This window comes from Ochrobactrum sp. A-1, from assembly GCF_022488005.1.
In the GTDB taxonomy this organism is placed as follows: domain Bacteria; phylum Pseudomonadota; class Alphaproteobacteria; order Rhizobiales; family Rhizobiaceae; genus Brucella.
Genome location: NZ_JAKVQC010000004.1, coordinates 988,272 through 1,009,824, shown reverse-complemented (window position 1 = coordinate 1,009,824; position 21,553 = coordinate 988,272). Strand labels below are relative to the sequence as shown.

The window sequence follows — 21,553 nt, the reverse complement described above, 5'->3', positions numbered from 1 at the left end:
CGCAACATAGGCGAAAGACGATGGCACGCAACCGGCTGACGGAAAATGAACTGAACGAAGCGCTCGCCGAACTGGATGGCTGGCAGAAGGTCGAGGGACGCGAGGCGATTTCCAAAAGCTTCAAGTTCAAGGATTTCAACGCCGCCTTCGGCTTCATGGCGCGCGCAGCACTCCACGCGGAAAAACTCGACCATCACCCCGAATGGTTCAATGTCTACAATCGCGTCGATGTCACGCTCGCCACCCATAGCGAGAACGGCATTACGGAACTCGACATCAAGCTCGCGCGCAAGATGAACGCCTTGGTCTGAGTTTAAAGCTTTGAGATGTATACGTAAATCTTCCGGCGGTCATAATTGAAGCTGCCGTCGGGGTTGCGGCTGGAATAGGGAAGAACGCGGGTCAGATTGGTGCGATCCTGCCAGTTCTGCCCAAGCTTACCGCCATGGATGCCACGGATATGGACATCGCCAAGCGAAATGGCGGCATGGAAAATGTGCCCGGCCTGAACGTCATAAAAGCCGATTGCCTGACCGAAAGGCAGCGCTGAATAACCGTTCCATTGTTCGCCCGCCCTGAAATTCAGGATGGGTATCCAGTTCTGGCTGGACGTGCCGCGTAGCGTGTTGAGCGAAATTCCGGCACCGAAGAGAAACCGCAGATAGACGGCGGCATCGTAGCATCCCGCCTCCGACAGATCGACGGTGATGTAATTGTCTTCGCTTCCGGCCGCCAATAGCTGGTTGCCACGAAACAGCCGTGTTGAACGGTCGCTGCGGATGAAGTTTTCCCCATAGCCGGTCAAATGCATCAGAACCTCCACTCAGCAATGGACCATCGCCCGCCCGAAACGCTTTGGAAGCGAACTGGGGAAGCGATCTGGTCGAATCTGTATTTTGGGGATTTGACGCGGGGGTTGTAGCTGATGCTTCTTGCAGGTGACCTGGGTGATGGAATCATCATGGTCTTGCAAGGACAGCACAAACTCCCCATTTTCTATCGGTCACAACCCGTATTCAACCATTGGAAGCGGGACGACAGGAGTTGAACGAGAATGGATGACGTCAGAATCGGTGAAATCCTCGAACCCGGCAGCGAGAGCGAATTCAAGAAGCGCAGTGAACGGGTGAAGAACGGATTCTGGAAGGCCGCGCGCCGCGCCGGTCGCATGGTGCCCTTCATGGATGAGGTGGTGGCAGCCTATTACTGTGCCCTCGACCAGAAGACGCCAACCCGCGTGCGCATGACGCTGATGGCCGCACTTGCCTATTTCGTCCTGCCATTCGACGCCATTCCAGACATTCTGGCCGGTATCGGCTTCACCGATGACGTTGCCGTGCTGATGGCAGCGCTGACAGCCGTTCGTGCCCACATCACGCCTGCGCACCGGCTCGCCGCCCGGCAGGCACTCGAGGATGAGGGAGTAAGGGAGTAAGGGAGTAAGGGAGTAAGGGAGTAAGGGAGTAAGGGAGTAAGGGAGTAAGGGAGGCTGTTCACAGCTATTTGATTCCGACAACCCTGCATCACTTACGCCCGTTTTCACCCTTATTTTCCTATTCCCGTACTCCCCTATTCCCTTTTTAACATACTGCCTTATTCCCCTACTGCCCTATTGCCTTATCCTCACGAACAAACTCTCGCCGCTTTCTTTTAATTCAACTGGAACCAAGGGATGGCGGGGCGACTTAGCTGCTCATTCAAGTTTTCTTTCGAAACTTCACCGTTTGGTAACCCAGATTAAGGCAATTTAATCGGTAACTGAGCGGGACGGCGTGATGAACGGCGGCATCCCGATATTCAAGTTTGAAGCAAACGAAAGAGAACCGGTAAAAACCAATGCTTGGAAAATCGATCGTCGCGGCTTCTGTGTTCATGATTGGGATGGCGGGCTCGGCACTCGCCCAGACCCCGAGCCAGATCAGCCAGTTCAATGCCTGGGGCGCCTACAGCTATCAGTCGGGCAACGGCAAGGTCTGCTATGTCCTCTCCGTACCGACCCAGAAGGCTCCGGCCAATGTCGATCACGGTGACAACTTCTTCCTCGTGAGCCAGAAGCCCGGCCAGAACATTTCGTTCGAACCGCAATTCATGGCCGGTTACGACCTCAACACCAATGCCAAGGTCGTCGTCTCCATCGGCAACCGCAACTTCAACATGTTCGTCAACGGCAAGTCAGGCTGGATGGAAAATGCGGCGGAAGAGCCGCAGCTCATCGCAGCCATGCGCGGCGGTTCGGAAATGAAGGTGCAGGCACAGTCGAAGCGCGGCACCAAGACCAACTACACCTATTCGCTGAAGGGTATTTCGGATGCGCTGAAAGCCATCCAGAAGTGCAAATAATCCACGCGATTGGAAGTCGTTTAAAGCCGGGTACACAACCCGGCTTTTTTCTTTTGTGCTGCACATACGCATAGCAGACCGGATTTCATGTGGGATGACGAACGCGATATTGTGTGCTAAGAGCGCGCGCAACAGGGGTCGCAAAGCCAAGTGCCGGACCCTATTTATCCATGCATTCGGGCCAGATTATCTGGCGAAGCTTATCGACGCGCTTCAGCCGTCGTTTCCAACAGTTGAAAACAGATGTCTATTTCGTTCGACCTTACCATTGATGATACGCGCGACCAGCTTGCCCGCCATGCGCGCGCCAGCCTGGAGGCAAAGCCGTCGCTTATCGGCATGTCGCGCGAGGAAATGGCCGAAGCACTGATAAAGGTCGGCGTGCCCGAGCGGCAGACGAAAATGCGCATCAGCCAGCTCTGGCATTGGCTCTATGTGCGCGGCGTTTCCGATTTCGCCGACATGCGCAATATTTCCAAGGATCTGCGTAGCCTTCTGGCGCAGCATTTCACCATTGCGCGCCCGGAAGTGGTCGAAGAACAGATTTCGCAGGACGGCACCCGCAAGTGGCTGTTCCGTTTTCCGCCGCGGGGTGCCGGCCGTCCGGTCGAAATCGAAAGCGTCTATATTCCTGAAGAAGGGCGCGGCACACTCTGCGTTTCCTCACAGGTCGGCTGCACGCTGACCTGCTCGTTTTGCCATACCGGCACGCAGAAGCTGGTGCGCAACCTCACGTCGGAAGAAATTCTGGCGCAGCTTTTGACTGCTCGTGACCGGCTCGGCGATTTTCCGGACAAGGACACGCCCGATGGCGCCATGGTTCCCGCCGAAGGTCGCAAGATCACCAATATCGTGATGATGGGCATGGGCGAGCCGCTCTATAATTTCGAGGAAGTGAAGAAGGCCCTGCTGATCGCTTCCGATGGCGACGGCCTATCCCTTTCCAAGCGCCGCATCACGCTTTCAACCTCCGGCGTCGTGCCGGAAATCTATCGCACCGGTGACGAGATCGGCGTCATGCTTGCCATTTCGCTGCACGCCGTGCGCGACGAGTTGCGCGACATTCTGGTGCCAATCAACAAGAAGTATCCGCTGGAACAGCTCATCAAGGCTTGCCGCGAATATCCGGGCTTGTCCAATGCCAAGCGCATCACCTTTGAATATGTGATGCTGAAGGACATCAATGACAGCCTTGAGGATGCCAAGCTTCTGGTGAAGCTTTTGCAGGGCATTCCGGCCAAGATCAATCTGATCCCGTTCAACCCCTGGCCTGGCACCAATTACCAGTGCTCGGAATGGGAGCAGATCGAGAAATTTGCCGATTATGTGAACGCGGCTGGCTACGCATCGCCGATCCGCACCCCGCGCGGTCGCGATATCCTTGCTGCCTGCGGCCAGCTGAAGTCGGAATCGGAGCGCATGCGCAAGAGCGAACGCCTTGCGCTCGAAGCCATGATGATTGCCGGGCATGGCGAATAACGGGGCGAGTAAACTGATGGGTGCGCGCGCTTGAACGATACTTTCGACTACATAACGCGCTTCGTCATCGTGGTATTCGGCTATTGCTGCGGCGTATTGGCGGCTGGCTGGTTTCTGGCCGCCATCCTTTTCCGCACCCTTGGGGTCGATTCCTTCATGAACGATTTCGTCATGATGGCGAGCGATGCGGATGCCGGTTCGTTCTTTGCAGCCACCAGCTTCTGGAGCGCGGTCTTCGTTGGCGGTTTTGCCATTGCAGCCATGGCTGGCGGGTTCAGCTTTGTGCCTGCCCTCATTCTCATCATTCTGGCTGAAGCGCGCGGTTACAAGTCGTCGCTGTTCTATTGCGTTGCGGGTGCCCTGATCGGGCTTGCCGCCGCAGGCGCATCGCTTCCGTTCAGCGATGGCCGAAGCGTTCCGGAAAGCTCGCTCTGGATCGCAGCCATTGCAGGTGCCGGTGTCGTCGGCAGCTTCGTCTACTGGCTGCTGGCAGGGCGCAATGCCGGGCGGCTTTTATCCCGCCCGACTGAATAAAATCCATCTTCTTTTTCGCATTGTCCTACGCAAAACCGCTTCGCACTTTTGCTGGAAATGCTCTATTTTGCCTGTGCGGTGATGATCTTCAGCGCGAAAGCCGAAAACACGCCCGCAAACATCCAGTCCACGATGCGCGTTACGGTCGGGTTCTTTTTCAGGAGCCCGGCGAAACGATCTGCCGCCACCACCATCGGAATGGTGAAGGGCAGCGCCATCGGAATGAACGACAGGCCGAGGAAGAACAATTTGCCCATGGCATGCGGGTCATGTGCGGAGACGAACTGCGGCAGGAAGGTCATGTTGAACAGGATGATCTTCGGGTTCAGAAGATTGATGCCAAGACCCGTCAGCCAGTTCTGGAACAGCGTATGCTTCTTGCCGCCATTCTTTTCCGGCGAGAAGGCCGATCCCTTGCGGATCGCCTGCACGGCCAGCCAGACCAGATAGCCAGCCCCCACCACTTTCAGTGCCGTAAAGGCTGCGGGAGACGCCAGAATGAGCGCCGAAAGGCCGAGCGCCACCATGGTGGTGTGAATGACTATGCCGGTGCTGGCGCCAGCCATGCAGGCAAAACCTGCGGCCTTGCCTTCGGACAGGGCGCGCCCGACGAAAAGCGTCATGTCGGGACCGGGGGTGATGGAAAGGATTGCGGTTGCTATCGCGAACTGGACAAAAATCGTCCATTCGGGAATGAAGGTCAGGTTTGTCAGAAAAGACATCGAAATGTGCTCCAAGAGATGGCGCACGCTAGAATAATTTCCCGGCAAATGAAACAGTCGAATGGAGACAGAAATGCTGCTGATCGTAGGTACCGTCCGCCTGCCGCCGGAAAACCTCGCCAAAGCGCACGAGGCCATGCAGCGCATGATCTCGGCCAGCCGGGAGGAGGATGGCTGCGTGGACTATTTCTATGCCGCAGACATTCTCGAGCCGAGCCTCATCCATGTGAAGGAGATGTGGCGCGACCGTGCCTCACTCGACCGGCATTTCGCCTCCGCCCATATTGCCGAATGGCGTGCGGCCTGGCCTGAACTTGGTATCGGCGACCGCAATCTCGTTGTTTATGAAGTTGGCGAACCACAGATCACGTAATACCAAAACTCGATGAGTTTGACTCATCGAGTTTTGGTTAAGCCCGTGCGGCGACTGAGCATTTTCAGGGCGTGATGCGTTAGCATCTCGGCGCCCTGGTATAATACGCATGAGTTTTCGCGATAAGTCGCAGCCCTTCGGCTTGCACGCTGCTTGGCAACTGATAAAAGAACTACGGACAAATTTTGGGCGCCGCTCTGGAGCGCCTGATGAGACGGAAGTTTATTATGAGCAAGTGGAAAGACGTTAAGAAAGTCGTTCTCGCCTATTCGGGCGGCCTCGACACCTCGATCATCCTGAAGTGGCTTCAGACGGAACTCGGCGCGGAAGTTGTGACCTTCACTGCCGATCTCGGTCAGGGCGAAGAACTTGAGCCAGCCCGCAAGAAAGCGGAAATGCTGGGCATCAAGGAAATCTTCATCGAGGACGTGCGTGAAGAATTCGTGCGCGATTTCGTTTTCCCGATGTTCCGCGCCAATGCCGTCTATGAAGGCGTCTATCTGCTCGGCACCTCGATTGCCCGCCCGCTGATCTCCAAGCACCTGATCGAAATAGCGAAGAAGACCGGCGCCGACGCCATCGCGCATGGCGCGACCGGCAAGGGCAACGACCAGGTTCGCTTCGAGCTTTCGGCCTATGCGCTGAACCCGGACATCAAGATCATCGCCCCATGGCGCGACTGGTCGTTCAAGAGCCGCACGCATCTGCTCGAATTCGCCGAACAGCACCAGATTCCGGTTGCCAAGGACAAGAAGGGCGAAGCGCCGTTCTCCGTCGACGCCAACCTGCTGCACTCCTCGTCCGAGGGCAAGGTTCTGGAAGATCCGGCTGTCGAGGCGCCTGAATATGTGCATATGCGCACCATTTCGCCGGAAACCGCGCCCGACAAGGCAACGATCATCAAGATCGGTTTTGAAAAGGGCGATGCCGTTTCGATCAATGGCGAGCGCCTGTCGCCTGCCACGCTTCTTGCCAAGCTCAACGACTATGGCCGTGACAACGGCATCGGTCGTCTCGACCTCGTGGAAAACCGCTTCGTCGGCATGAAGTCGCGCGGCGTCTACGAAACGCCGGGCGGCACGATCCTGCTGGCAGCACACCGCGCCATCGAATCGATCACGCTTGACCGTGGCGCTGCTCACCTGAAAGACGAGCTGATGCCGCGCTATGCGGAACTCATCTATTACGGCTTCTGGTTCTCGCCGGAACGCGAAATGCTGCAGGCCGCTATCGATCACAGCCAGCGCCATGTCGAAGGCGAAGTCACGCTCAAGCTCTACAAGGGCAATGTGATGGTGATCGGCCGCGAATCGGACAAGTCGCTCTATTCCGACAAGCTCGTCACCTTCGAAGACGATCAGGGTGCTTACGACCAGAAGGACGCTGCAGGCTTCATCAAGCTCAATGCACTGCGTCTGCGCACGCTTGCTGCGCGCGATCGCAAATAAGCATCGCTAATCCAAACAAAAGCCCGCCTTCCGGCGGGCTTTTTTTATAGCGGGACGTGAATTTTGTCTTTCTATCTGGCCCTGCCTGCCTGCATTCTGCTTGGCATTTATCTGCTGGTGCGCTGCATTTCCATTCTGTGGAAAATGATTGCGCCTGATGTCCGGCACCAGTTTGCGGGTAACGACCGGCCCCATAGCATTCCTTTGCCGAAAGTCGGGCGCTACGCGATCAGCATCGTGTTTCCGCCGCTTACCGTTTTCACCGGAACAGCCTATTTCTCAACGCAATTTGCCATCAAGGCGCGCGCGACCGGCATCCCGATTGCCTATCATTCCATAAGCCGTTTTCTGTTGAGCGTCCGGCGGACGGATATGCGCGGCAATGCTTCTCACGCCTTGGGTTATTTCGACTGCACGACACCCGGCGATTACGAAATCACCTGCCTAACCCCTGAAAAGATCAGGGCGAATTTCCGGCTGGAAATAACGCCCCATATTTCGGTCCTGAAACTCGCGCCTGTCATCGCAGGGACCATTCTTGCCGCTGGAATGAGCCTGGGCGGAACGATTGTCTTTGTGCTCTGGATGACCGGCAGAATCGCATGAGATCAAGCAGCGTTTTTTAGGGTCTGTGGGGAATTAGTTTTGAAGCGTGGTATGGATGAAAATAGCACAGGTTTAGGAGCAAAGCCGAAGGTGGAGTGGTTCTCCATCGAGGTTTTGCGACGCGAAGCTGGGCCATTTTCACCATATCCCTTTAGGACGTGGCGGATTTTCTCTCTGAATGCGTCGAACAGTCCTTGTGGAGATACACTCCACGGCGTCCTGTTCTCCTGTTCAGAAACAAAATCCGTCTCACGCCACGCCCAAAACCTAATTCCCCACAGACCCTATACTCGCCAGCATCTTTTCCTCACCGGGACGCAAGGTCAGCACGCGCACGCCATTTGATGTGACTGCAACCGTATGCTCGAACTGCGCTGACAGTTTTCCATCACGCGTCACCACCGTCCAGCCGTCCTTTTCGGTCTTCACCTTGGCCGTTCCCTGATTGAGCATCGGTTCGATGGTGAACACCATGCCTTCGCGCAGACGGACGCCCGTGCCGGGCTTGCCGAAATGCAAGACCTGCGGTTCCTCGTGCATCTCGCGACCGATACCGTGGCCGCAATATTCCCGCACGATGCTGTAATCATGCCGCTTGGCGTGGCGCTCGATGGCATGACCAATATCACCCAAAGTCGCGCCGGGACGCACGGCAGCAATCCCCTTCCACAAGGCCTCATAGGTCACACGGACCAGCCGCGAGGCAAAGGGAGCAACGTCACCGACCATATAGGTCTTGCTGGAATCGGCGATATAGCCGTCCTTTTCCAGCGTGATATCGAAGTTGATGATCTCGCCGTTTTCAATGATCTCGTCATTCGACGGCATGCCGTGGCAGACGACTTCGTTCTTTGAAGCATTCAGCACATAGGGATAGTCATATTGCCCCTTGCTGGCAGGCCGCGCCTGCAACTCGCGGGTAATGTAATCCTCGACCAGATCGTTGACCTGCATCGTGGTCATGCCCGCCAGCGGCGTGCGGTCGAGAAGGGTGAAAACGGAGGCGAGCAGCGCGCCGGATGCCGCCATTTTCTCCACTTCGGCAAGTGTCTTGGTCATGACGATTGCACCGCCAGAACCGGCAATTCGACCTGTGCGGCGCGCAACTGCATCTGCACGATCTCGTTGAACGACAGGTCGGGATAGGCCTGCGCCAGCATACCGATTTTCATCCAGTATTCAGCCTGCGCATTGATCGAACGGCACATGACGTCACTCGCCTTGCGCAGTTCCTCATGCAATTCGTCACCGATTTTCACGATACCCATAGCTTTGTCCAGACCATACGATTCATATATGGATCATATATAAACCGCATACACCTATCGATCAAGCTCTCCCGATTTTCACTTGAACATTCAAACCCGCTTGCATTTAGTATGGTGCCATATTATATGCCGCCGTATGGAAATAATCGAACAAAAGCATCGTGCCCTTCTGGGTGAAATGGAACGCCGGCACAGTTCGTCCACCGACGCGCTGAAAGCCTGCTTTGAAGTTTTGTCACTTGCTGCAGCCATTGACCGGGATTGCGCCAACCGGCTTGCACCGCACAAGCTTTCGGAGGGCAAGTTCGTCCTGCTGTTTCTGCTGCACAATGCGCCCGGCGGCCTCTCGCCGCACGAGCTTTCACAACGCGCAGGCGTAACGCGCGCCACCATCACCGGCCTGCTGGACGGGCTGGAGCGCGATGGTTTCCTCAAGCGCCGCGCGGATAGCGAGGACCGCCGCAAGCTGATTGTCCGGCTGACATCCGAAGGTTCGTTGCTGGCGCAACAGCTTTTCGAACAACATACCGCATGGATTGCAAGCCTGATGAGCGACCTCTCGACAGGCGAACAGCAACTTCTCAGCACCTTGCTGCGTCGCATCTGGAGTCGCACCGATGCCGGTCGCTCCTTCAAGATCAATGAAACCCTAAGGGATATGACATGACCTATTACCTCGCCGAGCTTTATTCCCCGAAATCAAGCTGGCACGCGCTCGATGCAGAAGGCAGGCAGGCCTTTTTTGAGAAAGTCGGCGCGGGTATGGGCGGTCTTGCGGCGCTCGGTATCGAGGCTTTGGCATTGGGTCCCGTCGACGCGACAAAGCCTTTTGCACCCGACCAGAGTTTCTTCGCCATCTGGCGTTTCCCGGACGAAGCAGCTCTCGACATGCTGATTGCCGGAATCACCGCCACCGGCTGGCATGATTATTTCGACACGATCAATGCGGCAGGTGCTGGCACCGACCTTCCCGGCCATCTGGCGCAACTGGCAGGCGTGCCTTTCAGGGAAGCCGCCTGATCCAAAACCGCTATCGCGATGATAGAGCGTATCCCGGAAAGTGTGAAACGCCTACGCAAGGAAATCAGTCCGCTGGACTGATTTCTGATCCCGCTTGACTCTTGCCTCGCTCGATTCAATACTAGAACATATAGAGAACAAAAGATGGAATCTAGACGTGAGCGGCATCGACATCGCGGCGCTGCGGCGCATGGTTACGACCATTGAAGGCAACGATCCGCAAGGCAGTTTTGCAAATCAGGGACAAACGGGCTTCGGGCGGGCGCGCAGTTTCACGCTCGGCCTTGCCGGGGCCGATGCCGCCTTTCCGCATGGCCTTGCAGGCGATGCGCTGCATGAGGTTTTTGCCGAAAACCCCGGCGCGCATATGGCCGCGACCGGCTTTGCGCTCGCTTTTGCCGCCCGTGCAGCAGAAGGTGTTACAGAACCTCGCCGCCCGATCATCTGGATCGAGGAAGAAAGCGCCGCAAGTGAATATGGCGGGCTTTATCCGCCGGGGCTTCATGCCTTCGGGATCGACCCGTCGCGACTTCTGATCGTGCGCTGCCCGACTGCACAGGATGTCCTGAAGGCAGCAAACGATGCGCTGGAAGCCGGAAGCGGCGGCAAGGCCTCGCATCTTGTTTCCGGTGTCGTCGCCTCGGTGACAGGCCAGCCGAAATGCCTCGACCTGACCGCCTCGCGGCGTCTGCTTCTGGCAACCGAAACCGCGCAACTGCCCGTCATCCTGCTCAGGAGCCACCGGACAGGCGTGCAAAGCGCTGCCGTCAGCCGCTGGCGAGTGGCGCCCGCGCCATCCCGTTCAAGCGGAGCAAACGCACCCGGCAAGCCTGTTTTTTCTGCGGTTCTGGAGCGCAATCGCCACGGCACATGCGGGCAATGGATCATGGAATGGAACAATGAAACCCTTGAATTTGATGCAAGAGAACGGGATGACAGAACGTCTGTTTCTCGCCCTCTGGTTTCCGTTTCTACCGACCGACCGGCTTCGCATCAGCGCTCCGCCTGACGGCAAGGAGCGCCTGCCTTTGGTGGTGACCGAGCGCACGGCCAATGCACTGCGGCTGACGGCGGTGGATGCGACAGCGGCAAAGCTTGGCCTTTTTCCCGGCATGGCGCTGACGGATGCGCGCGCCCGCGTGGAAAGGCTTGAAGTGGCAGCCGCAGCACCGGAACATGATGCGGCATTGCTCAAGCGTCTTGCCCATTGGTGCGAGCGCTACACGCCGCTTGTCGCCTTCGATGAGCCGCATGGGCTGATGCTCGACATAACCGGCTGCGCGCATCTTTTTGGCGGGCTCGACGCCATGCGTGCCGATGCAATCCGGCGTCTGGAACGGGCCAGACTTGGCGTACAGGCGGCGATTGCCGATAACAGTTTTGCCGCGCGGCTTCTGGCACGGGGAACGAAGGGCGGTGTCTTCAGCAGGACAGAGGCCGACCGGTTGCTCCCCCGCCTGCCGCTCTCTGCGCTTGAACTGACGCAAGCTGCCGAAACCGGCCTCAAGCGCGCCGGATTGAAACGCATCGGCGATGTGATGGGGCTTCCGCGCGCCGCCCTCACCGCCCGTTTCGGCACCGATCTTGCCACCAGGCTCGACCGGCTGGCGCGGCAGGAGCGCGCGCCGATTTCCCCCTTGCGCATCATGCCGCTCAGTACCGTCGAGCGCCGCCTGTCAGAGCCGGTAACAGTGATGGAACTGGTCGAACGTATCTTGCAGGAACTGGCGCAGGCGCTTTTTGCGCAGCTTGAACCGGAGGGCAAAGGCGTACTTCTGATTGAGGCCTCCTTCTTCCGTGTCGATGGCGAAGTGCGTCATATCCACATCGAAACCGGCCAGCCCTTGCGCAGCGACAAGGTTTTCCTGCGCCTTGCGCGTGAAAGGCTCAACGCCCTGACAGACCCGCTCGATGCCGGGTTCGGCTTCGACATGATCCGGCTGGCAGCGCTGCGCAGCGCGCCAATCGCCCAGCGCCAGACGGGGCTCGACCAGCATGAAGAGGATGAAGCGGGGTTTGGCCAGCTTGTCGACCGGCTTTCGGCGCGGCTTGGACAGAACCGCGTTCTCGTTTCCTTTTCGCGCAACACGCATATGCCGGAGCGCGCTTTCGGCCTCGTCCCTGCCTTGCATGGGTCGCGAAAAACCGAAGCCGATTATCGCAGCCAGGCGGAACTGCCGGGCGACCCGCCAGCACGCCCCATAAAACTGTTTCGCCCGCCGCAGTTGATCGAAAGCGTGGCGGAAGTGCCCGACAGTCCGCCTTCGTTCTTCCTGTGGCGACGGGTGCGTCATCATGTACGTCTTGCCGAAGGGCCGGAACGGATCGAGCCGGAATGGTGGCTCGCAATCGGTCAGGATGTGCCGGAACTGCGCGATTATTACCGGGTGGAGGACGAGACCGGCCAACGCTTCTGGATTTTTCGCGAGGGACTTTATGACGGCGCCAATCACCCGCGCTGGTTTTTACACGGACTATTCGCGTGATGACCCGTTACTTTGAAATGGCTGCTGCCAGCAATTTTTCCTTCCTTTGCGGCGCGTCGCATCCGCAGGAACTGGTAGAGCGTGCGCATGAGCTTGGCCTGTCCGGCATCGGCATCGCCGACCGCAACACGCTGGCCGGTGTGGTACGGGCCCATGCGGCATGGAAGGATTTTCGCGACAAGAGCGATTTCCGCCTTTTCATCGGCTGCCGCCTGTCCTTCACCGACGACACGCCGGATATGGTCGTCTATCCGCGTGATCGCGCCGCCTATGGGCAATTGTGCCGCCTGCTGACGGAGGGCAAACAGCGCGCCGCCATCAAGGGCGAATGCCATCTCGAATGGAGCGACCTGCTGTTTCGCGCCCGGCAGTTCCAGATCGCGGTCTTTCCGCCTGACGAAGACAGACCGGATTTTGCCGCACGCCTGACGGAGATTGCGCAAGCTGCCCCCGGCTCGGTCTGGCTGGCGCTCGCCATGCCGCATCAGGGCCATGACGGACGCCGGGCCGAACGTATCGCCCGTTTTGCAGCCGAGGCCAATGTGCCGCTCATCGCCACCAATGACGTGCTTTATCATCATCCCGACCGCCGCGCGCTTCAGGATGTGCTGACGGCCACGCGCCATCACACAACCGTCTTCGCAGCCGGACGGCTTCTCGAAAAGAATGCCGAACGCCACCTGAAACCGCCTGAAGAAATGCTGCGGCTGTTTCGCGACTACACTGAGGCCGTCGAAGCGATCGCCGATTTCGTCGCGCCCATTACCTTCCAGCTTGATGAGCTGAAATATGATTATCCCGACGAGCCAGTGCCGCCCGGCAAGACGCCGCAACAGCATCTGCATGCTCTCACCTGGGAAGGTGCCGCCCGTCATTACGGCGCTAACAGCATCCCGCCGAAGGTGCAGGCGCTGATCCACAAGGAACTGGCGCTGATCGAAAAGCTGCAATATGCGGCCTATTTCCTCACCGTCTATGACATTGTGAGCTATGCCCGCTCGAAAGGCATTCTGTGTCAGGGGCGCGGTTCGGCGGCCAATTCCGTGGTCTGCTTCTGCCTCGGCATTACCGGCGTAAACCCGACGGAAGTGGATCTCCTGTTCGAGCGCTTCATCTCCGCCGAGCGTCAGGAACCGCCGGATATCGACGTCGATTTCGAGCATGAGCGGCGCGAAGAGGTGATGCAATATGTCTATGACCGTTATTCGAGAGAGCGCGCAGCCATTGTCGCAACCGTCATCAGCTATCGGTCCCGCAGCGCGATCCGCGATGTCGGTAAGGCGCTGGGCCTGACCGAAGACGTGACTGCAGCGCTTGCCAATACGGTCTGGGGCATATCGGGCGGCGGCATCGACAAGCAGCATATCAGGCAGGCTGGTCTCGACCCCGACAATCCCATCATCCGACGCGCAGTGGAACTCGCCATCACGCTGATCGGCTTTCCGCGCCACCTGTCCCAGCATGTCGGCGGTTTCGTTCTGACCCGTGATCGACTGGACGAGACCGTGCCTATCGGCCCGGCAGCGATGGAAGACCGCTCCTTCATCGAATGGGACAAGGACGATATCGACGAGGTGGGGCTGATGAAGGTCGATGTGCTTTCACTCGGTATGCTCACCTGCATCCGCAAGGCCTTTGATCTCATTCACCAGCACAAGCCGCAGCTTTATGGGGGCGAGAAGCTGACGCTGGCCAATCTGCCGCGCGAAGACAAAGCGGTCTACGACATGCTGTGCAAGGGGGATTCGCTCGGCGTGTTTCAGGTGGAAAGCCGCGCCCAGATGAACATGTTGCCGCGCCTGCGCCCGCGTGAGTTCTATGATCTCGTCATCGAGGTCGCCATTGTGCGTCCCGGCCCCATTCAGGGCGACATGGTGCATCCTTATCTGCGGCGGCGAAACGGACAGGAACCCTGCACCTTGCCATCGCCAGCGCCGGAATACGGGCCGCCCGACGAGTTGCTACAAATTCTCGGCAAGACCAAAGGGGTGCCGCTGTTTCAGGAACAGGCGATGCGCATCGCCATGGAGGCTGCAAAATTCACGCCGGATGAGGCCAACCAGTTGCGCCGCGCCATGGCCACTTTCCGCAAGATGGGCACCATCCATACGATGGAGACAAAGATGATCGAAGGCATGGTCAATCGGGGCTACGACCGGACCTTTGCCGAAAACTGCTTCAACCAGATCAAGGGTTTCGGCGAATATGGCTTCCCCGAAAGTCATGCGGCAAGCTTTGCCCATCTGGTCTATATTTCCGCGTGGATCAAATGCCACCATCCGGAAGTGTTCGCCGCCGCGCTTCTCAATTCCCAGCCCATGGGTTTTTACGCCCCCGCCCAGATCGTGCGCGATGCCCGCGAGCATGGCGTGACGGTGCTGCCCGTCGATGTGAATTTCAGCCAATGGGACAATATTCTGGAGGAAACACCCGACGTTCACCTGGCGCTCCGGCTCGGCTTTCGCCAGATCGATGGTTTTTCCAAACGGGACACCGAACTCCTGATTGCCGACCGGCAGGAGCCTTACCGCACCATTGAAGACATGCATCGGCGGCTCCGGCTCGACCGGCGCGCCTTCACGCTTCTGGCGGATGCCGATGTCTTCGGCTCGCTCGATATCGACCGCCGCGCAGCACTTTGGGCCGTGCGCCGTCTGCCCAACGACGAAACCCTGCCGCTGTTCCGCGCCGCCGCAACCAGCGAACTGGCGGAGGAACCGCGCACAAAGCTTCCTGAAATGGCCGCATCGGAGCATGTGATTGCCGATTACGAGACGACGCGGCTTTCGCTGAAAGGGCATCCTCTGCAATATCTGCGCGAGGGGCTGGCAGCGGAAGGCGTTTCCACCTGTCGTGCGGTGCAGGAAGGCGCCGACGGACGCCGCATGAAAGTGGCGGGCGTCGTCACCGTCCGCCAGCGCCCCGGCAGCGCCAAGGGCGTGGTGTTCCTCACCATCGAGGATGAAACCGGTATCGCCAATATTGTCGTCTGGTCGAAGATCATGAAGGCGTTTCGCCGCGAAGTGATGGGTGCGCGGCTGATCCATATCGAAGGCCGCATCCAGCGCAGTCCCGAAGGGGTCGTGCATCTGGTGGCGTCAAAGTTGCAGGATCGTTCGGCAGCATTGATCGAAATGAGCGGACGCGAAGCGCAGCGCCTCGTCGCTCCATCCCAGATGGCGCATCATCCGCGGAATGTGAGGATTATGCCGAATTCACGCGATTTCCACTAGAGCAGTTCCAGTTAAAACGGAATCGTGAAACTGCTCTATCTGTTTGTTTTTACGCATGTCTTTATCCCGAAACCGGTTCCCACTTTCGGGAGACATGCTCTAATTCCATGCGCCGACAAAAAACACCGCACAGTAATGCAGTGCCGCGCCCACCACGACAAAACCGTGCCAGATGGCGTTCTGAAACCGCAGGCGCTCCCAGACATGGAAGATCACACCCAGCGAATAGACCATGCCACCGGCCGCGATCAGCCAGAAAACGGCTGGCGGCAGTGACTGCACCATGGTGTCGTAGACCATCACACCACTCCAGCCAAGCGCCAGATAAAGCAGGATCGACAGCCGGTCGAAACGCCCCGGCATGAACAGTTTCAGCATGATGCCAACGAAAGCCAAGCTCCAGACGAAGAGAAGCAGCGGCAGTGCGCGGTCGCCCATATGCATGGCAAAAGGCGTGTAGGTTCCAGCGATCAGAAGATAAATCGCCGAGTGATCAAAACGGCGCAGGAACCATTTGGTCGGCGAAACCGGCCAGATATTGTAGACAGCCGAAATGCCGAGCGCTGCCAGAAGGCTCGCGAGATAGACCCCCGACGAAATCGAGGTCGCTGCAGGCATGTTCGGCAGAAAATAGATCAGCATGGCAATAGCGCCTGCAAGCGCCAGCCCGACACCCAGAACATGGATGACGCCATCGGCCCACAATTCGGCCCGGTCATATTTCCATTTGACTGGATGAGGCAGTCTTACATTCATGAAATTTCCCTGTCGTCGGTTCCAGAGCGCGTTTCGATCTGATTGGGTCAGATCGGCGCTCTAGTCCTTTGTTTTAACGCGCATCTTTTCCGAAAACCGTTTCACACTTTTCGGGATGCGCTCTCAACAGGAAACTGCCATCGCTTTGCAGCGTCAAGATGACAGTTAGTTTATTGCGTTGCCGGTACGTAGGAAGCCTGAATGGGAGCTACGCCGGGGAGCGGTGCTGCCCCGCCTTCCGGCAAGGATGCCGGTTGGATGGAAGCGGCTGCGTCACGGGTCGGTCCGCTGCGCTTCCAGCGTCCGTCGAGGCCGGTTTCCTGCAACAGTCCCTTGCGCTTGGCATCGTAATAGTAGCCGCGCGCATAATAGCGGACTGCCTGGCTTTCATCACCGCCTGCGACCTTATAGGCGCCGGACAGATAACGAACTGCATATTTCAGATTGGTTTCCGCATCGAGCAGGCCCTTGGCCGCGCCCGTATAGCCCATGCCGCGCGCGGTCGGATGGCTGATCTGCATCAGGCCCCAATAGGGTCCGTTGCGGGCGCCCGGATTGAACCGGCTTTCGCGATGCACGACGCGGCGCACAAGGCGTTCAGGGACGTCATAGGCGACGGAATATTTGGTAATCAGCGCATCGAGTTCTTCCGGCGCATGATCCGGTGTCTCAAACGCCATGTTGGCGGCAACGGATGCCGGCGAAGCGGCAGCCTGCGCACCGGCATAGGCCATCATCGGTTCGGACTGGCCACGAATGCCGGGAATGGGAACAACGGCAGGCAGAACCGGATCGGAAGGATCGGTCACGGCTGCGACGGTTTGCGTTCCGGCAGCAGCGCCTGCATCGGCAGTCGCCGTGCCTGCAGCATTGGCCGTGGCACTGGTGGCACTGCCTGCTGCGGAAGCAGTCTGGCTGGATGCATCGGTCTGCGTGATCAGCGCGGTTTTCACAGGCTTGCCGTCATTGGTGGTGTTGCAGGCGCTGAGCGCCACGGCACAACCAAGAAGCATGAGGCCCTTGCGGACCAGACCGGCGGATGAGGAAGAGGAAAGCGCGTAACGCATGACCGGACCCGTTCTCAGGAATCGAAATCTTTTTCGATGCGTTTTTCAAGCTCGACCAGATCTTCAGGCAGAGGCAAACCACTGGCCCGCAGCGCATTGAGCTTCTCGCGAACCGTTTCACGGATTTCATGAGCGTCCTGCGGCTGATTCACCATTTGCTCGAAAAGCAGCGCAATTTCTGCCTTGATGTCCTCGAATGCCATCCAGATCCTCTTGGCTTTACAGGCATCGAAAAGCGCCCGTTTCAGTCAATATTCTTTCGGTCGATGACAATCGTGTACCATGCAAAAGACGGCGAACGGAAGCGCTAAACGTCGGGGCTTGGCCAAAATGAATATTTCAAATGGTAACAAAAAGATTAACGCACTCATAGAATGCGTGGCAGCATCATATCTACCACATTGAAATTAAACGCAAAAATATCAAGATCATCGAAGTCCAGACCGCCATTGGGATCGAAGAGATAAATGCTCATCCAGACGAGCGCGATCACGAGCAAAATTGCCAGAATCGTCAGAATCAAAAGGCGTCGCCCGAGCGCGGTCTTGCGACCCGCTCCTTCCGGCGGCTGTTTGGCCATAGTCAATTGCTGCCTTGTTCAATCGTCATTGGTCGCGTTCAGTTCATCCGGCGGTGTGCCGTGTTCGGGCTCTGCCGACAGATAGCCCTCGCGCACCAGCCATTTGCGCAGGATCAGCGTCATCGCTTCGGTCTGGTTGAGACCGGGATGCTTTTCGGCGATGAAGCGCTCCAGAGCGTCGTGCACGTCATCGGGAAGATAGATGCTCATTCAGGCTCCTCCACGTGAAGAGAATCAGACCACGGTAACGGTGAGGGTTGCCACGCCGTCGACCTTGCCTTCCAGACGGTCGCCGCGCTTCACCGGCCCAACGCCCGCAGGCGTACCTGTAAAGATAAGATCGCCGGGCTGCAGCTCAAAGAGCGAAGACAGGTAGGAAATGGTTTCCGCCACCTTCCAGATCATCTGGTTGAGGTCGCCCGACTGGCGGGTTTCGCCATTGATGGAAAGCGAAATCGCAGCCTTTTCCGGGTGGCCGATTTCCGACACCGGCACGATGGCCGAACAGGGCGCGGAGTGCTCGAAAGCCTTTGCGACTTCCCACGGACGACCGGCCTTCTTGGCCACGGCCTGCAGGTCGCGGCGCGTCATGTCGATGCCGACGGCGTAGCCATAAACATGGTCCAGCGCCTTTTCGACAGCAATGTCGGTGCCGCCGGCCTTCAGCGCCACCACCAGTTCGATCTCGTGATGTACGTCTTCGGTCTTCGGCGGATAAGGGAAATCACCGCCTTCGATCACGAGACTGTCCGGGTTCTTCTGGAAGAAGAAAGGCGGATTGCGGGTCGGATCACCGCCCATTTCGATGGCGTGATCGGCGTAGTTCTGGCCGACGCAATAGATGCGATGCACGGGAAAGCGCGCGTCCGTTCCCTTCACAGGCAAAAAAGGCTGCGGGGGCGGCGCAAAAACATAAGTCGTCATGGGGAACTATTCCGGTCGGAAACTGATGAAGCGATTTTTGCCATCATGCAGACGCAAGTCCATCGCCGCAACCCTCGAAAGGCGCAATTCCCTGTTATCGTGCATCGGCTTTGACGACAAAATCTGCCTTGCGCGACTGCGCTACCACGAGTTCCGCATTGGGAATGTCGTTGGAAAAGGCGCGGTTTCGGGCGGTTTCGGCATTAAAGCCGAAGCCGAGCCAGCGTTCGATCAGGCGACGCTCCAGCTCTGCAAAGGGCACATCCAGATAGATCGTCATGTCGAAAAATGGAGCAAGCTGCGCCCATGGCTGCTGATCGAGCAGCAGATAATTACCTTCGACGAGAAGCACGCGATGTTCCGGCCCGACCACGGATGCGGCGGCGCGCGAAAGCTCCAGCGAGCGATCGAAGACCGGGATGAAGACTTCGTCCTCGGCCTGTTTCAAACGCTGAAGCAACACCGCAAAACCGGCGCAGTCGAAGGTGGGCGGCGAACCCTTGCGGCTCAGCAATCCGCGCTGATCGAGAATCCCGTCATCGAGATGAAACCCGTCCATGGGCACGATGATGGACGGCACCTCGTCGCCCTTGTTGATGGCATGGAGCAGATAATCGGAAATGGTGGATTTCCCGGCTCCCGGCGGGCCAGCAATGGCCACGATCAGGCGCCCGTCGGTTTCCGCCAGCCGCGCAAGAATTTCCGATGGCAAGGCTTCGCGCTCAATAGGCGTCATGTCCGGTTTCCGTGATTCGTCCTGTCACCTTATCAGAAGCTTAAGCCGCTTCCTTCGGCCTCATCGCGCCGGTCATCAGCGCCACGGCATCCGACATGGAATATTCCTTCGGGTCGATGACTGTCAGGCGGCGTCCGAGCCGGTGAATATGGATGCGGTCCGCAACCTCGAACACATGCGGCATGTTGTGCGAGATGAGCACGATGGGCATGCCGCGCCGCTTCACGTCCAAAATGAGTTCCAGCACGCGGCGCGATTCCTTGACGCCAAGCGCCGCCGTCGGCTCATCCATGATGACCACCTTGGAGCCGAAGGCAGCAGCGCGCGCCACCGCAACGCCCTGACGCTGGCCGCCCGAAAGGGTTTCCACCGCCTGGCCGATATTCTGGATCGTCATCAAGCCCAGTTCGGACAGTTTTTCGCGCGCGATCTTTTCCATCGCGCCACGATCCAGCATGCGGAACAGCGAGCCAAGCGGTCCCTTGCGGCGGATTTCACGCCCCAGAAACAGATTGTCGGCGATGGAAAGCGCAGGCGACAAAGCAAGGTTCTGATAGACCGTCTCGATGCCCGCCTGCCGTGCTTCCATCGGCGAATGAAAGCTGACCGGCTTGCCGTCGAGCAGGATTTCCCCCTCATCCGGCTTGATCGCGCCGGACAGCGCCTTGATGAGCGAGGACTTGCCTGCGCCATTGTCGCCGATGACCGCGAGGATTTCGCCCGGATAGAGGTCGAAATCGGCATGGTCGAGAGCCGTGACGCGACCATAGCGCTTGACCAGCCCCTTGGCAGAAAGAACAGGCGTGGTGTTCGTTTTCATGCGGCAGCCTTTCTGATCCACTGGTCGATGGCGACGGCGGCAATGATGAGAACGCCGATCAGGAGATAGGTCCATTGCGGATCGGTGCCCCACAGGCGCAGCCCCAGCGAAAACACGCCCACGATCAGCGCGCCGAACATGGTGCCGAGAATGGAGCCGCGTCCGCCGAAGAGCGAAATGCCGCCGATCACCACGGCGGTGATGGATTCGATATTGGCGAACTGGCCCGCTGTGGGTGAAACGGAACCGAGACGGCCAATCATCGCCCAGCCTGCAAGCGCGCAGATGATACCGGCCAGCACATAGACCGACATGAGGATCGGCTTGACCGAGACACCGGAAAGCTGTGCCGCTTCGGGATCGTCGCCAATGGCATAGACGTGCCGCCCCCAGGCGGTGTGGTTCAGCACATACCAGAACAGCAAGACCAGAAGCACCATGGCAATGACGCCATAGGTGAAGACCGCGCCGCCAATGCGAATGCTCTCGCCAAAGAATTGCAGGATCGGTGCCTCAGCCGTGATTTCCTGGGCGCGGATGGTCTCATTGGCCGAATAGAGGAAGTTGGTGGCGAGGATAACCTGCCACATGCCGAGCGTCACGATGAAAGGCGGCAGGCGGACATAGGCCACCAGAAAGCCGTTGATGAAGCCGCACAGCGCGCCGGTGGCAAAGCCGCACAGAACGGAAAGTTCGGCGGGAAGCCCATAGCGGAAGGTGAACTGGCCCATCACCACCGATGACAGGACCATGATGGCGCCAACCGAAAGATCGATACCTGCCGTCAGGATCACGAGCGTCTGTGCCACGGCAATGATGCCGGTGATGGCGACCTGCTGCAAAATGAGCGTGAGAGCGAATGCGGAGAAGAATTTGCCGCCAAGCGTGATGCCAAACACCAGCAGCGACAGGACGAGTACGATCAGCGGCACAGCGGCGGGATTGTGATGCAAAAAATTCCGCATCCGATAAAGCACCGACTGGTCGCCCGCATCGAAGGAGGCGACATCGGCCGCGCTTTGCGACAACGTCTTTTCATAGTCCTGCATAGACGCTTTTTGTGCAGCGGAAGCCGCCTGTGGCTCACTCATGTCTGTCTCCTGCCTTCACCTGCAGAAAGGTCCGGCAAATCTTTCGATCTGCCGGGCCAGAACCTTAAAA

26 protein-coding genes are annotated in these 21,553 nt (G+C 58.2%); 13 read left to right on the top strand and 13 right to left on the bottom strand.

Annotation, left to right across the window (positions count from 1 at the left end; translation table 11 throughout):
* Positions 1 to 20 precede the first annotated feature (20 nt).
* Entirely contained in the window at positions 21 to 311 is a 291-nt protein-coding gene (locus MKS82_RS14430; protein WP_109989213.1) for a 4a-hydroxytetrahydrobiopterin dehydratase, read from the top strand.
* A 2-nt stretch (positions 312 to 313) separates the two neighbouring features.
* Here MKS82_RS14430 and MKS82_RS14425 read toward each other — a convergent pair whose 3' ends face one another.
* Positions 314 to 811 (bottom strand): hypothetical protein, encoded by a 498-nt coding sequence (locus MKS82_RS14425; protein ID WP_235969056.1) that lies wholly within the window; start codon positions 809 to 811, stop codon positions 314 to 316.
* Between the two features lie 243 nt (positions 812 to 1,054).
* On the opposite strand from MKS82_RS14425, the gene MKS82_RS14420 reads away from it, so the two are divergent.
* The 4 genes from MKS82_RS14420 (at position 1,055) to MKS82_RS14405 (ending at position 4,353) form a co-directional block, all read left to right on the top strand.
* Positions 1,055 to 1,435, top strand: a complete 381-nt coding sequence (locus MKS82_RS14420; RefSeq protein ID WP_109989211.1) for a YkvA family protein — start codon at positions 1,055 to 1,057, stop codon at positions 1,433 to 1,435.
* A 401-nt stretch (positions 1,436 to 1,836) separates the two neighbouring features.
* Positions 1,837 to 2,340, top strand: coding sequence for an invasion associated locus B family protein (locus tag MKS82_RS14415; RefSeq protein WP_010657895.1), 504 nt, complete (start codon positions 1,837 to 1,839; stop codon positions 2,338 to 2,340).
* A gap of 243 nt (positions 2,341 to 2,583) precedes the next feature.
* Complete coding sequence (gene rlmN / locus MKS82_RS14410; protein ID WP_109989210.1) at positions 2,584 to 3,819, top strand: 23S rRNA (adenine(2503)-C(2))-methyltransferase RlmN; 1,236 nt, start codon at positions 2,584 to 2,586, stop codon at positions 3,817 to 3,819.
* Positions 3,820 to 3,849: 30 nt separating this feature from the next.
* Positions 3,850 to 4,353: a hypothetical protein gene (locus MKS82_RS14405; protein ID WP_109989209.1), complete on the top strand. Its 504-nt coding sequence runs from the start codon at positions 3,850 to 3,852 to the stop codon at positions 4,351 to 4,353.
* Positions 4,354 to 4,415: 62 nt separating this feature from the next.
* On the opposite strand, the gene MKS82_RS14400 is transcribed toward MKS82_RS14405, so the two are convergent.
* The gene (locus tag MKS82_RS14400) at positions 4,416 to 5,075 is read right to left on the bottom strand and encodes a LysE family translocator (RefSeq protein ID WP_010657892.1); all 660 of its coding nucleotides are present in this window, start codon (positions 5,073 to 5,075) and stop codon (positions 4,416 to 4,418) included.
* Positions 5,076 to 5,148: 73 nt separating this feature from the next.
* On the opposite strand from MKS82_RS14400, the gene MKS82_RS14395 reads away from it, so the two are divergent.
* The 3 genes from MKS82_RS14395 to MKS82_RS14385 all read left to right on the top strand — a co-directional run bounded on the left by MKS82_RS14395 (position 5,149) and on the right by MKS82_RS14385 (position 7,502).
* Positions 5,149 to 5,448 carry a putative quinol monooxygenase gene (locus tag MKS82_RS14395; protein ID WP_240578931.1) on the top strand — a complete coding sequence of 100 codons (300 nt, stop codon included), beginning with the start codon at positions 5,149 to 5,151 and terminating at the stop codon, positions 5,446 to 5,448.
* A gap of 227 nt (positions 5,449 to 5,675) precedes the next feature.
* Positions 5,676 to 6,896, top strand: coding sequence for an argininosuccinate synthase (locus MKS82_RS14390; RefSeq protein ID WP_109989208.1), 1,221 nt, complete (start codon positions 5,676 to 5,678; stop codon positions 6,894 to 6,896).
* Positions 6,897 to 6,959: 63 nt separating this feature from the next.
* Positions 6,960 to 7,502, top strand: a complete 543-nt coding sequence (locus tag MKS82_RS14385) for a hypothetical protein (protein ID WP_240578930.1) — start codon at positions 6,960 to 6,962, stop codon at positions 7,500 to 7,502.
* Between the two features lie 267 nt (positions 7,503 to 7,769).
* On the opposite strand, the gene map is transcribed toward MKS82_RS14385, so the two are convergent.
* Both map and MKS82_RS14375 read right to left on the bottom strand, forming a co-directional pair.
* On the bottom strand, positions 7,770 to 8,561 hold the full coding sequence (gene map, locus MKS82_RS14380) for a type I methionyl aminopeptidase (RefSeq protein ID WP_109989207.1): 792 nt from the start codon (positions 8,559 to 8,561) through the stop codon (positions 7,770 to 7,772).
* Positions 8,558 to 8,770, bottom strand: coding sequence for a ParD-like family protein (locus MKS82_RS14375; protein ID WP_109989206.1), 213 nt, complete (start codon positions 8,768 to 8,770; stop codon positions 8,558 to 8,560). The genes map and MKS82_RS14375 overlap by 4 nt, the downstream gene beginning before the upstream one ends.
* Before the next feature lie 136 nt (positions 8,771 to 8,906).
* Here MKS82_RS14375 and MKS82_RS14370 point away from each other — a divergent pair, with 136 nt between their 5' ends.
* The 5 genes from MKS82_RS14370 (at position 8,907) to MKS82_RS14350 (ending at position 15,509) form a co-directional block, all read left to right on the top strand.
* Positions 8,907 to 9,437, top strand: coding sequence for a MarR family winged helix-turn-helix transcriptional regulator (locus MKS82_RS14370; protein ID WP_240578929.1), 531 nt, complete (start codon positions 8,907 to 8,909; stop codon positions 9,435 to 9,437).
* Complete coding sequence (locus tag MKS82_RS14365; RefSeq protein ID WP_109989204.1) at positions 9,434 to 9,790, top strand: DUF6616 family protein; 357 nt, start codon at positions 9,434 to 9,436, stop codon at positions 9,788 to 9,790. Before MKS82_RS14370 ends, MKS82_RS14365 begins: the two co-directional genes overlap by 4 nt.
* 157 nt (positions 9,791 to 9,947) lie before the next feature.
* Complete coding sequence (locus MKS82_RS14360) at positions 9,948 to 10,799, top strand: ImuA family protein (RefSeq protein WP_109989203.1); 852 nt, start codon at positions 9,948 to 9,950, stop codon at positions 10,797 to 10,799.
* 25 nt (positions 10,800 to 10,824) lie between these two features.
* Positions 10,825 to 12,276, top strand: a complete 1,452-nt coding sequence (locus MKS82_RS14355; RefSeq protein ID WP_109989254.1) for a Y-family DNA polymerase — start codon at positions 10,825 to 10,827, stop codon at positions 12,274 to 12,276.
* Positions 12,276 to 15,509 (top strand): error-prone DNA polymerase, encoded by a 3,234-nt coding sequence (locus tag MKS82_RS14350; RefSeq protein ID WP_109989202.1) that lies wholly within the window; start codon positions 12,276 to 12,278, stop codon positions 15,507 to 15,509. The genes MKS82_RS14355 and MKS82_RS14350 overlap by 1 nt, the downstream gene beginning before the upstream one ends.
* 99 nt (positions 15,510 to 15,608) lie before the next feature.
* Here the strand turns inward: MKS82_RS14350 and trhA are convergent, their stop codons facing one another.
* The 9 genes from trhA to MKS82_RS14305 form a co-directional block, all read right to left on the bottom strand.
* A complete protein-coding gene (gene trhA, locus MKS82_RS14345; protein ID WP_109989201.1) occupies positions 15,609 to 16,265 on the bottom strand; it encodes a PAQR family membrane homeostasis protein TrhA in 657 nt (218 codons plus the stop codon).
* Between the two features lie 170 nt (positions 16,266 to 16,435).
* Positions 16,436 to 17,332: a lytic transglycosylase domain-containing protein gene (locus MKS82_RS14340; RefSeq protein ID WP_109989200.1), complete on the bottom strand. Its 897-nt coding sequence runs from the start codon at positions 17,330 to 17,332 to the stop codon at positions 16,436 to 16,438.
* 14 nt (positions 17,333 to 17,346) lie between these two features.
* Complete coding sequence (locus MKS82_RS14335; protein WP_061344759.1) at positions 17,347 to 17,535, bottom strand: hypothetical protein; 189 nt, start codon at positions 17,533 to 17,535, stop codon at positions 17,347 to 17,349.
* A gap of 164 nt (positions 17,536 to 17,699) precedes the next feature.
* Positions 17,700 to 17,912, bottom strand: coding sequence for a hypothetical protein (locus MKS82_RS14330; RefSeq protein WP_109989199.1), 213 nt, complete (start codon positions 17,910 to 17,912; stop codon positions 17,700 to 17,702).
* Positions 17,913 to 17,930: 18 nt separating this feature from the next.
* Positions 17,931 to 18,122 (bottom strand): hypothetical protein, encoded by a 192-nt coding sequence (locus MKS82_RS14325; RefSeq protein ID WP_010657878.1) that lies wholly within the window; start codon positions 18,120 to 18,122, stop codon positions 17,931 to 17,933.
* Positions 18,123 to 18,146: 24 nt separating this feature from the next.
* Complete coding sequence (locus tag MKS82_RS14320; protein WP_109989198.1) at positions 18,147 to 18,836, bottom strand: fumarylacetoacetate hydrolase family protein; 690 nt, start codon at positions 18,834 to 18,836, stop codon at positions 18,147 to 18,149.
* A gap of 94 nt (positions 18,837 to 18,930) precedes the next feature.
* Positions 18,931 to 19,572, bottom strand: a complete 642-nt coding sequence (locus MKS82_RS14315; RefSeq protein ID WP_109989197.1) for a nucleoside/nucleotide kinase family protein — start codon at positions 19,570 to 19,572, stop codon at positions 18,931 to 18,933.
* Positions 19,573 to 19,612: 40 nt separating this feature from the next.
* Positions 19,613 to 20,392, bottom strand: a complete 780-nt coding sequence (locus MKS82_RS14310) for an ATP-binding cassette domain-containing protein (RefSeq protein ID WP_109989196.1) — start codon at positions 20,390 to 20,392, stop codon at positions 19,613 to 19,615.
* The gene (locus MKS82_RS14305) at positions 20,389 to 21,483 is read right to left on the bottom strand and encodes an ABC transporter permease (RefSeq protein WP_109989195.1); all 1,095 of its coding nucleotides are present in this window, start codon (positions 21,481 to 21,483) and stop codon (positions 20,389 to 20,391) included. Before MKS82_RS14305 ends, MKS82_RS14310 begins: the two co-directional genes overlap by 4 nt.
* Positions 21,484 to 21,553: the final 70 nt, after the last annotated feature.

What these genes read in the sequence shown, in the direction of transcription:
- rlmN (WP_109989210.1), top strand. Translation starts at nt 2,584, where the DNA reads ATGTCTATTTCGTTCGACCTTACCATTGATGATACGCGCGACCAGCTT.
- trhA (WP_109989201.1), bottom strand. Translation starts at nt 16,265, where the DNA reads ATGAATGTAAGACTGCCTCATCCAGTCAAATGGAAATATGACCGGGCC.
- MKS82_RS14395 (WP_240578931.1), top strand. Translation starts at nt 5,149, where the DNA reads ATGCTGCTGATCGTAGGTACCGTCCGCCTGCCGCCGGAAAACCTCGCC.
- MKS82_RS14320 (WP_109989198.1), bottom strand. Translation starts at nt 18,836, where the DNA reads ATGACGACTTATGTTTTTGCGCCGCCCCCGCAGCCTTTTTTGCCTGTG.
- MKS82_RS14430 (WP_109989213.1), top strand. Translation starts at nt 21, where the DNA reads ATGGCACGCAACCGGCTGACGGAAAATGAACTGAACGAAGCGCTCGCC.
- MKS82_RS14350 (WP_109989202.1), top strand. Translation starts at nt 12,276, where the DNA reads ATGACCCGTTACTTTGAAATGGCTGCTGCCAGCAATTTTTCCTTCCTT.
- MKS82_RS14375 (WP_109989206.1), bottom strand. Translation starts at nt 8,770, where the DNA reads ATGGGTATCGTGAAAATCGGTGACGAATTGCATGAGGAACTGCGCAAG.
- MKS82_RS14370 (WP_240578929.1), top strand. Translation starts at nt 8,907, where the DNA reads ATGGAAATAATCGAACAAAAGCATCGTGCCCTTCTGGGTGAAATGGAA.
- map (WP_109989207.1), bottom strand. Translation starts at nt 8,561, where the DNA reads ATGACCAAGACACTTGCCGAAGTGGAGAAAATGGCGGCATCCGGCGCG.
- MKS82_RS14315 (WP_109989197.1), bottom strand. Translation starts at nt 19,572, where the DNA reads ATGACGCCTATTGAGCGCGAAGCCTTGCCATCGGAAATTCTTGCGCGG.
- MKS82_RS14310 (WP_109989196.1), bottom strand. Translation starts at nt 20,392, where the DNA reads ATGAAAACGAACACCACGCCTGTTCTTTCTGCCAAGGGGCTGGTCAAG.
- MKS82_RS14415 (WP_010657895.1), top strand. Translation starts at nt 1,837, where the DNA reads ATGCTTGGAAAATCGATCGTCGCGGCTTCTGTGTTCATGATTGGGATG.
- MKS82_RS14400 (WP_010657892.1), bottom strand. Translation starts at nt 5,075, where the DNA reads ATGTCTTTTCTGACAAACCTGACCTTCATTCCCGAATGGACGATTTTT.
- MKS82_RS14420 (WP_109989211.1), top strand. Translation starts at nt 1,055, where the DNA reads ATGGATGACGTCAGAATCGGTGAAATCCTCGAACCCGGCAGCGAGAGC.
- MKS82_RS14340 (WP_109989200.1), bottom strand. Translation starts at nt 17,332, where the DNA reads ATGCGTTACGCGCTTTCCTCTTCCTCATCCGCCGGTCTGGTCCGCAAG.
- MKS82_RS14390 (WP_109989208.1), top strand. Translation starts at nt 5,676, where the DNA reads ATGAGCAAGTGGAAAGACGTTAAGAAAGTCGTTCTCGCCTATTCGGGC.
- MKS82_RS14325 (WP_010657878.1), bottom strand. Translation starts at nt 18,122, where the DNA reads ATGAGCATCTATCTTCCCGATGACGTGCACGACGCTCTGGAGCGCTTC.
- MKS82_RS14425 (WP_235969056.1), bottom strand. Translation starts at nt 811, where the DNA reads ATGCATTTGACCGGCTATGGGGAAAACTTCATCCGCAGCGACCGTTCA.
- MKS82_RS14330 (WP_109989199.1), bottom strand. Translation starts at nt 17,912, where the DNA reads ATGGCCAAACAGCCGCCGGAAGGAGCGGGTCGCAAGACCGCGCTCGGG.
- MKS82_RS14305 (WP_109989195.1), bottom strand. Translation starts at nt 21,483, where the DNA reads ATGAGTGAGCCACAGGCGGCTTCCGCTGCACAAAAAGCGTCTATGCAG.
- MKS82_RS14365 (WP_109989204.1), top strand. Translation starts at nt 9,434, where the DNA reads ATGACCTATTACCTCGCCGAGCTTTATTCCCCGAAATCAAGCTGGCAC.
- MKS82_RS14335 (WP_061344759.1), bottom strand. Translation starts at nt 17,535, where the DNA reads ATGGCATTCGAGGACATCAAGGCAGAAATTGCGCTGCTTTTCGAGCAA.